Source organism: Polaromonas sp. P1_G2, from assembly GCF_056405515.1.
Genome location: NZ_JBFUBY010000264.1, coordinates 1 through 8,017, shown reverse-complemented (window position 1 = coordinate 8,017; position 8,017 = coordinate 1). Strand labels below are relative to the sequence as shown.

At 60.5% G+C, this 8,017-nt stretch carries 5 protein-coding genes; all 5 read left to right on the top strand.

The genetic code is table 11. The features are described 5' to 3' along the window. Nucleotides 1–1,166: O-linked N-acetylglucosamine transferase, SPINDLY family protein (locus AC1D0P_RS20780; RefSeq protein WP_477678479.1), on the top strand; the 1,166-nt coding region annotated here is incomplete at its 5' end. Between the two features lie 8 nt (nt 1,167–1,174). Beyond that, nucleotides 1,175–3,652 (top strand): tetratricopeptide repeat protein, encoded by a 2,478-nt coding sequence (locus AC1D0P_RS20775; RefSeq protein WP_477678478.1) that lies wholly within the window; start codon nt 1,175–1,177, stop codon nt 3,650–3,652. 6 nt (nt 3,653–3,658) lie between these two features. Beyond that, entirely contained in the window at nt 3,659–5,509 is a 1,851-nt protein-coding gene (locus AC1D0P_RS20770) for a tetratricopeptide repeat protein (protein WP_477678477.1), read from the top strand. Next, nucleotides 5,478–5,780, top strand: a complete 303-nt coding sequence (locus tag AC1D0P_RS20765) for an O-linked N-acetylglucosamine transferase family protein (RefSeq protein WP_477678476.1) — start codon at nt 5,478–5,480, stop codon at nt 5,778–5,780. The genes AC1D0P_RS20770 and AC1D0P_RS20765 overlap by 32 nt, the downstream gene beginning before the upstream one ends. A gap of 32 nt (nt 5,781–5,812) precedes the next feature. Continuing rightward, nucleotides 5,813–8,017 (top strand): tetratricopeptide repeat protein (locus tag AC1D0P_RS20760; RefSeq protein WP_477678480.1); only part of this gene is annotated, 2,205 nt, incomplete at its 3' end.

The window sequence follows — 8,017 nt, the reverse complement described above, 5'->3', positions numbered from 1 at the left end:
TGGCCCAGCCGCGCACGCATTGGCAAAACCCACCCGATCCCCAGCGGGTGTTGCGGGTGGGCTTTGTATCCGGTGACCTTCGCGACCATCCAGTGGGGTGTTTCCTCGAAGGTGTGCTGGCGGCGCTGATATCCCGCACTGGAGGCAGGCTGGAGCTGTTCGCCTACCCCACCTTTACCTGCGACGATGAGACAAGCACGCGGTTGCGCGCCTACTGCAAAGGCTGGCATTCGGCGGTCGGCCTTTCAGACGAAGCCTTGGCGCAGCGCATCACGGAACACGGCATCGACATCCTGGTTGACCTGTCCGGGCATACGGCGCACAACCGGCTGACAATGTTCGCATGGAAGCCGGCGCCCGTGCAACTTACCTGGCTTGGTTATCTGGCAACCACGGGCCTGACGGCTAYCGATTACGTCCTCGCGGACGCATGGACCCTGCCAAAAGAAGAAGAGGCTTATTTCACCGAAAAGATTTGGCGTTTGCTTGATAGCTATATCTGCTTCACGCCCCCAGTCCATGGTGCCTTGCCCGGGCCGCTTCCGGCTGTCGACAACGGCTACGTCACCTTCGGAAGCTGCAACAATTTGACCAAGATGAACGACGATGTCGTGGCTCTTTGGTCGCGCATATTGCAGTCCGTTCCCAACAGYCGCCTGCTCCTCAAGTCGACGCAACTTCACGAGGATGCTGTGCGGGAAGAGGTCATTGGACGGTTTGGCGCTCATGGCGTTGAAGCGGAGCGATTGATATTAAAGACGCCTGTCCCCCGCGGCGAGCATTTGACGACGTATCAGGAAATGGAYATCGCWCTCGACCCGTTTCCCTATCCCGGCATCACCACCAGTGTCGAGGCCCTGTGGATGGGTGTGCCGGTGTTAACGCTGGCCGGTGAGCACTTTTTATCGCGCCAGGGCGTCGGCCTTTTAATGAACGCCGGTTTGCCCGAATGGGTCGCCGCTGATCCACAGGACTATGTTGCTCGCGCGGCAGCGCATGCGAATGATCTGCAGGCCCTGGTCGCGCTGCGAAGCGATCTGCGCCGGCGGGTATTGGCCTCTCCCATCTTTGACGCCCCCCGCTTTGCAGAGCATTTCGAGGCCGCGCTGCGTGAGATGTGGCACATCTGGTGTGCCCAATATCCCGACACTACACTGCAAGGTTAAAAAGGCAAATGGCGCTGTTTGATCGTTTCTTGAAAGCGCCATCCGGGCCTGCCAACGCCATCGAAGATGCGACCGCCTCAAGTCGAAGCGAAGCGGAACGCCTTCTAGAGGAGGGTATGACGCTTGAAGGCCGGGGACAATCAGAAGAAGCCTTGAAGCGTTACGAAGCGGCAATTGGGCTGAAACCCGGGCTGGCGCGCGCCCACTTCAATCGCGGCAACATATTGCTGGACAAGGGCGATGCGACAAGCGCGCTGGCCGCCTATGAGCGCGCCATAACATACAAACCAGACTCGGCAGCAGCCCACTACAACATGGGTAATGCCCACCTGCGCCTGGGAAACACTGGCGAAGCGATCGCCGCCTGCCGCCAGGCCATTGCCTTGAACCCCGATTTCGCTGACGCCCATGTTGGCCTCGGAATAGCGCTTGGAAAGCTTGGAGAGCATCGCGATGCGATAGCAAGCTACAGGCAAGCCGTGCAGATCAAGCCAGGCTCCGCAGAGCTGTATCACGCCTTGGGCCGCGCCATGATGGAATCCGGGGAGGCCGAAGAGGCGATCGCCAGTTTGGATGCCGCTCTGGCACTCGATCCTGATGATGCACAGGCCCATCACAGCCGCGGGATTACCCTTCAGGACCTTGGGCGGTTTAGTGAAGCCATTTCCAGTTATCGACGCGCGGTGGAAATCCATCCCGGCCTGATGGAGGCACACGGCAATCTCGGAAGTGCGCTTAAAGAGCTCGGCAAGCTTGACGAGGCCATCGCCTGTTATGGCCATGCGCTCAAAATTAACCCCGCTTCGGCCGAAACGCATTACAACCTCGGCCTGGTCTTTCAGGAACAGGGGAAACTCGAACAGGCAGCCGCGTGTTATCAGCGTGCCCTGAGAATACGGCCCGACTATGCCCCGGCGCATAACAGCATGGGGACCGTGTCAGGTCGTCTAGCACAGCACGAGAAGGCGCTGGAACATTTCCGGCGAGCAATAAAAAGCGAACCCGACAACGCGGATGGGCATCTCAACCTCGGCATTGCATTGGCAACGATCGGCCAATCCAAAGCTGCCATCGCGAGCTTTCAGCGCGCACTCGACATACGACCCGACAGCGCGGACACCCACGTTGGCCTGGCCAACGCCCTGAAAGACCTGGGTCAGTTTGAACCGGCGCTGAGCAGCGTATGCCGCGCGCTAGAGCTGGATCCGGATTGTGCCTTGGCACACAACAACCTGCTGTTCATTCATAACTATTTGGCGGATCAGCCTGCCGCGCTGTTGCTGGCATACACACGCCGCTTTGGGGAGATGGCCGCGCGGCTGGCGCCAGCCTATACGAAGTGGCCGAATCCGCCCCACGCCGGGCGGAGCCTGCGCGTGGGTTTTGTATCCGGCGATCTGCGTGACCACCCGGTGGGCTATTTTCTGGAAGGCGTACTGGCGGCTCTCGCCTCGCAGGCCTCCGGGCGGCTGGAAGTGTTCGTCTATTCCAACAACAGTGGTAGCGACGAAACCAGCCAGCGCCTGCAGGCGCACTGCACGGGCTGGCATATCGTCCAGCACCTTTCCGATGACGCCTTCACCCGGCGAGTCCGGGACGATGCCATCGATATCCTGATCGACCTGTCCGGCCACACGGCGCACAATCGCTTGCTCGTGTTTGCCCGGAAGCCAGCCCCTGTACAGGTCAGTTGGCTGGGTTATTTCGCTACAACCGGCCTGGCCGCCATCGACTACTTCATCGCCGACCCCTGGACGCTTCCGCCGGAGCAGGAAATCAATTTCAGCGAACAGATATGGCGCCTGCCGGAGACCCGCCTTTGTTTCACGGCACCGGCCGAGGATGTGGCGGTCGGTCCTCTGCCGGCGCTGGCAAATGGTTACGTGACGTTCGGGAGCTTCAACAACCTGAGCAAAATGAACGATGCCGTGGTGGCGCTGTGGGCGCAGGTCTTAAATGCGGTGCCGGACAGCCGCCTGTTTCTTAAATACCAGCAACTCGGAGAAGCGTCGGTGCGGCAAAGCACGCATGAACGCTTCGCCGCGCACGGCATCAAGCCCGAGAGATTGATTCTTGAAGGGTACGTTCCCAGGTCAAACTATCTGGCGACTTATCAGCGGGTGGATATCGGCCTTGATCCTTTCCCATTTCCCGGAGGCACCACCACAGCGGAAGCCTTGTGGATGGGCATCCCTGTGTTGACGCTGGCAGGCGAGAGGTTTTTGTCCCGCCAGGGCGTCGGCATGCTGATGAATGCCGGCCTGCCCGACTGGATCGCCACCAATACCGGCGATTACCTGGCGCGCGCGGTATCGCATGCCGGCGATGTGCAACGCCTGGCCGTTTTACGGAATAGCTTGCGAAAGCAGGTCCTGGATTCACCTGTCTTTGACGCGCCCCGTTTTGCGCAGCACTTTGAGGCTGCGTTGCTCGGTATGTGGCACAAATGGTGCAGCGAGAATGCCGGCACACCGCCGCCCGCTTAAGGCGAAATGGGACTATTTGACCGCTTCCTGAAAGTGCCCGCCGAATCTGCCGGTGGCACTGAAGACTCGACTTTGATTGCCCATAAGGAAGCGGAACGCCTTCTTGAGGAGGGCATTGCACTTGAAGACCAAGGGAAACTGGAAGAGGCCTTGGCGCGCTACGACGCGGCGATTCGCCTGAAACCCGAACTCGCACGCGCCCACTTCAACCGCGGCAACATATTGCTGGACAAGGGCAACGCGGCAAGCGCGCTGGCCGCCTATGAGCAGGCCGTAACATWCAAACCAGACTCGGCAACAGCCCACTACAACATAGGCAGTGCTCACCTGCGCCTGGGAAACACCGGCGAAGCGATCGCCGCCTGCCGCCAGGCCATTGCCTTGAAACCCGATTTCGCCGACGCTCACGTCAGCCTCGGGATGGCGCTTGGCAAGCTGGGAGAGCATCGCGAGGCGATAAGCAGCTACAAACGAGCCGCACAGATCAGGCCGGACTCAGCGGAACTGCATCAAACGCTGGGCCGCATGATGATGGAATCCGGGCAAGCCGAGGAGGCGATCGCCAGCTTCGAGACCGCTCTGGCACTCAACCCCGCTTCGGTTGAAACGCATCGCGACCTCGGTTTGGTTTTTCAGGAGCAGGGAAAACTGGAGCAGGCAGCCGCGTGTTATCGGAGGGCCCTGGAAATCCGGCCCGACTATGCGCCGGCGCATAACAGCATGGGAGCCGCGTTAGGTCACCTTGGACAGTATGAGAAGGCGATGGAACATTTCCGGCGAGCGATCGAGATCGAGCCGGGCGGTGCAGATGGACACCTCAACCTGGCCATTACGTTGGCGGGCCTTGGCCAACTCGATACCGCTATCGCGAGTTTTCAACGAGCGCTGGAGATAGATCCCCACAATCGGGATACGCACCTTGGTCTTGGCAATGTGTTCAAAGACCTGGGGGAATATGGGCCCGCGTTGCAAAGTGTTCGCCGAGCTCTGGAACTCGATCCCAAGTGTTTCCTGGCTCACAACAACCTGCTGTTCATCCATAACTACATTGCCGGCCAGCCGCCTTCACTTTCGTTTTCGGACGCACAGCGTTTCGGCGAGATGGCGGCGCGGTTGGACCAGCCCTATACCGACTGGTATAACCCCCCCAACCCTGATCGGTGCCTGCGTATAGGCCTGGTGTCCGGCGATCTGGGCGACCATCCGGTTGGTTATTTTCTCGAAAGCGTTCTGGCCGCGCTATCCTTACAGGCATCCGGCCGGCTGGAGCTGTTCGCGTATTCGAATCGCGAAGATGAGGATGCGACGAGCAAACGCCTTGGAGCTCATTGCAAAGACTGGCATTCGGTCGCGCGGCTCTCCGATGACGCGTTGGCCCAGCGCATCCGCGAAGATGGCATTGACATGTTGATTGACCTCTCCGGACACACAGCGCGCAACCGGCTGGCCATTTTTGCCCGGAAGCCGGCGCCTGTACAACTTACCTGGCTCGGCTATCTGGCAACCACAGGCCTGAGCACCATCGATTACCTTATCGCGGACGCATGGACTCTGCCCGAGGAGCAAGAGGCTTATTTCACCGAAAAGGTTTGGCGCTTGCCTGACAGCTATATCTGTTTCACGCCACCAGGCCATGATGCCTTTGTCGGGCCGCTTCCCGCGATCAGCAACGGCTACGTCACCTTTGGAAGCTGCAACAATTTGACCAAGATGAACGACGAGGTCGTGGCTCTCTGGTCGCGCGTACTACACGCCGTCCCTAACAGCCGCCTGCTCCTCAAGTCGACGCAGCTTCACGCGGCTTTTGTGCGGCAAAAGGTTGTGGATGGGCGTTCCCGTACTGACGCTGGCTGGTGAGCGGTTTTTGTCACGCCAAGGCGTCGGCCTGCTGATGAACGCCGGACTGCCCGAGTGGGTAGCGAAAGACCCCAACGACTATGTCGCCCGTGCGGTCTCGCATGCCGGTGACTTGCAGGGCCTGGCCAGGCTGCGCGCAGGTTTGCGGCAGCAAGTACTGGACTCACCCATCTTCGATGCGCAGCGCTTTGCCGGCCACTTCGAGGCCGCCCTGCGCGGCATGTGGCAATTGTGGTGYGAGCAGAAYYCCATRMYCGCCACRGCAGGMTGAAGAGRMCRGCAATGGGAATATTTGACARATTTGTGCGGGGGGCRCGTRYTGCCGMAAAAGCAGATGCGCAAGTTGCGCCGGGTCCAGGTCCGGATCCGGGTTTGAGCGCCGATGAYCTGCTTGCACRGGGCYTGGAACTTGARCAGCARGGGCGACCGGAAGAGGCTTTGCGGCGCTATGACSAGGCGATTGYCCTGGCGCCCGACTTTGCCCGGGCGCACTTCAACCGGGGCACCATACTGCTTGACCGGGGCGATGCACAGGATGCACTGGAGGCGTTTGCCAAGGCCGTGCAGTACAAACCGGACTCAGCCGGTGCCCACTTCAACATCGGATCCGCCCACGCACGGCTGGCTCAGCATGAGGCGGCAGCGCGGGCCTACCGCCAGGCGCTCGCATTCAAGCCGGAGTTCGTGGAAGCGGAGGTCGCCCTGGGAACGACTCTGGAGGAGCTGGGGCAGGATGAAGCAGCCGTGGAGAGCTATCGCCGCGCCTTGAAGATCAAGCCGGACCACGCCCAAGCCCATGAAAAACGGGCCGACCTCCTGAAACGGCTTGGGCGCTCCAGTGAGGTGGCTGACGCTTACCGCCAGATGCTGGAACTCGATCCCGACAATGTGGACTGGCTCAACAATCTGGGAGCCGTCCAGAGAAAACAGGGCCGGTTCAAGGATGCCGCCGCGAGTTTCCGCCGGGCGGCCGCGGCAGACCCGGAAAATGCCTTGGCCTACAACAACCTGGGCGCCACCCAACGTACATTGGGGCAGCTGACGGATGCGGCGGAGAGCTACCGCCGGGCGCTGGAGATCCAGCCGAACTTCATCGAGGCTCACCACAACTTGGGAAATCTTCTTTCAGAATTGGGGCAAGCCGAGCTCTCTGTGTCGAGCTACCGCCAAGCACTTGCGATCAATCCCGATTTCGCCGAATCGCTCACCGCCATGGGCGCGGTTTTCCAGTCACAGGGGCAGTTCGACGAGGCCGTTGAATGCCACCGGCGGGCGTTGACCATCAAGCCTGATTACGCGCAGGCCCACAGCAATCTCGGAAATGCCCTGCAAGATCTTGGACAGCTTGAAAGCTCTCTRGAGAGCACCCGCCGCGCACTGGAATTCCAGCCGGACTTCACGGAAGCCCACAACAACCTGCTCTTCGTGCACAACTACCTGGCAGATCAACCCGTTGCGCACTTGTTGGCCCAGGCCAATCGGTTTGGGAACATCATCGCCCGCCACGCCCGGCCGGCGCAGGCCTGGGACAACACGCCGGACTCCCGGCGCCGCCTGCGGGTGGGTGTGGTGTCCGGGGATCTTTGCATTCACCCGGTGGGCTATTTTCTGGATGCGGTTGTGGCGGCGATAAAAACCAGCGCCACCTCGCTGGAACTGTTCGCCTATCCCACACGCACCTGCGATGACGAACTGAGCCAGCGGCTGAAGGCCTGCTGCCGCGCGTGGCGCCCTTTGGTCGGACTTTCCGATGAGCATGCGGCCGGGCTGATACGCGAAGACGGCATCGACATCCTGATCGACCTTTCAGGGCATACCGCGCACAACCGCCTGCCCGTATTCGCCTGGAAACCCGCGCCGGTGCAACTGTCCTGGCTGGGCTATTTCGCAACCACCGGGGTGCAAGCCATAGATTACCTGCTGGCCGACCCCTGGACCTTGCCGGCCAGCGAGGAAGTCAACTTCACGGAGAAAATCTGGCGCCTGCCGGAGACCCGGCTGTGCTTCACGCCGCCCCCCTCGAACATTGCCGTCTCGCCGCTTCCGGCACTTTCCAACGGCCATGTCACCTTCGGTTGTTTCAACAATTTAACCAAGATGAATAGCGCCGTTGTGGCACTGTGGGCGCAAATATTGAAAGCCGTTCCGTCGAGCCGTCTGTTCCTCAAGGCCCGCCAGCTGATGCAGCCGTCCGCACGGCGCGAGGTCATGGATCGTTTCGCGGCTCACGGTATCGAACCTGGGCGACTGGTTCTGGAAAACTATGTTCCCCGGGAAAATTACCTGGCGGCTTATCAAAAGGTCGACATTGCGCTGGACCCTTTCCCTTACCCAGGTGGGACAACGACGATGGAAGCCTTGTGGATGGGCGTTCCCGTACTGACGCTGGCTGGTGAGCGGTTTTTGTCACGCCAAGGCGTCGGCCTGCTGATGAACGCCGGACTGCCCGAGTGGGTAGCGAAAGACCCCAACGACTATGTCGCCCGTGCGGTCTCGCATGCCGGTGAC

Excerpts from the sequence above, each read along its gene's own strand:
- AC1D0P_RS20775 (WP_477678478.1), top strand. The coding sequence starts at position 1,175 with ATGGCGCTGTTTGATCGTTTCTTGAAAGCGCCATCCGGGCCTGCCAAC.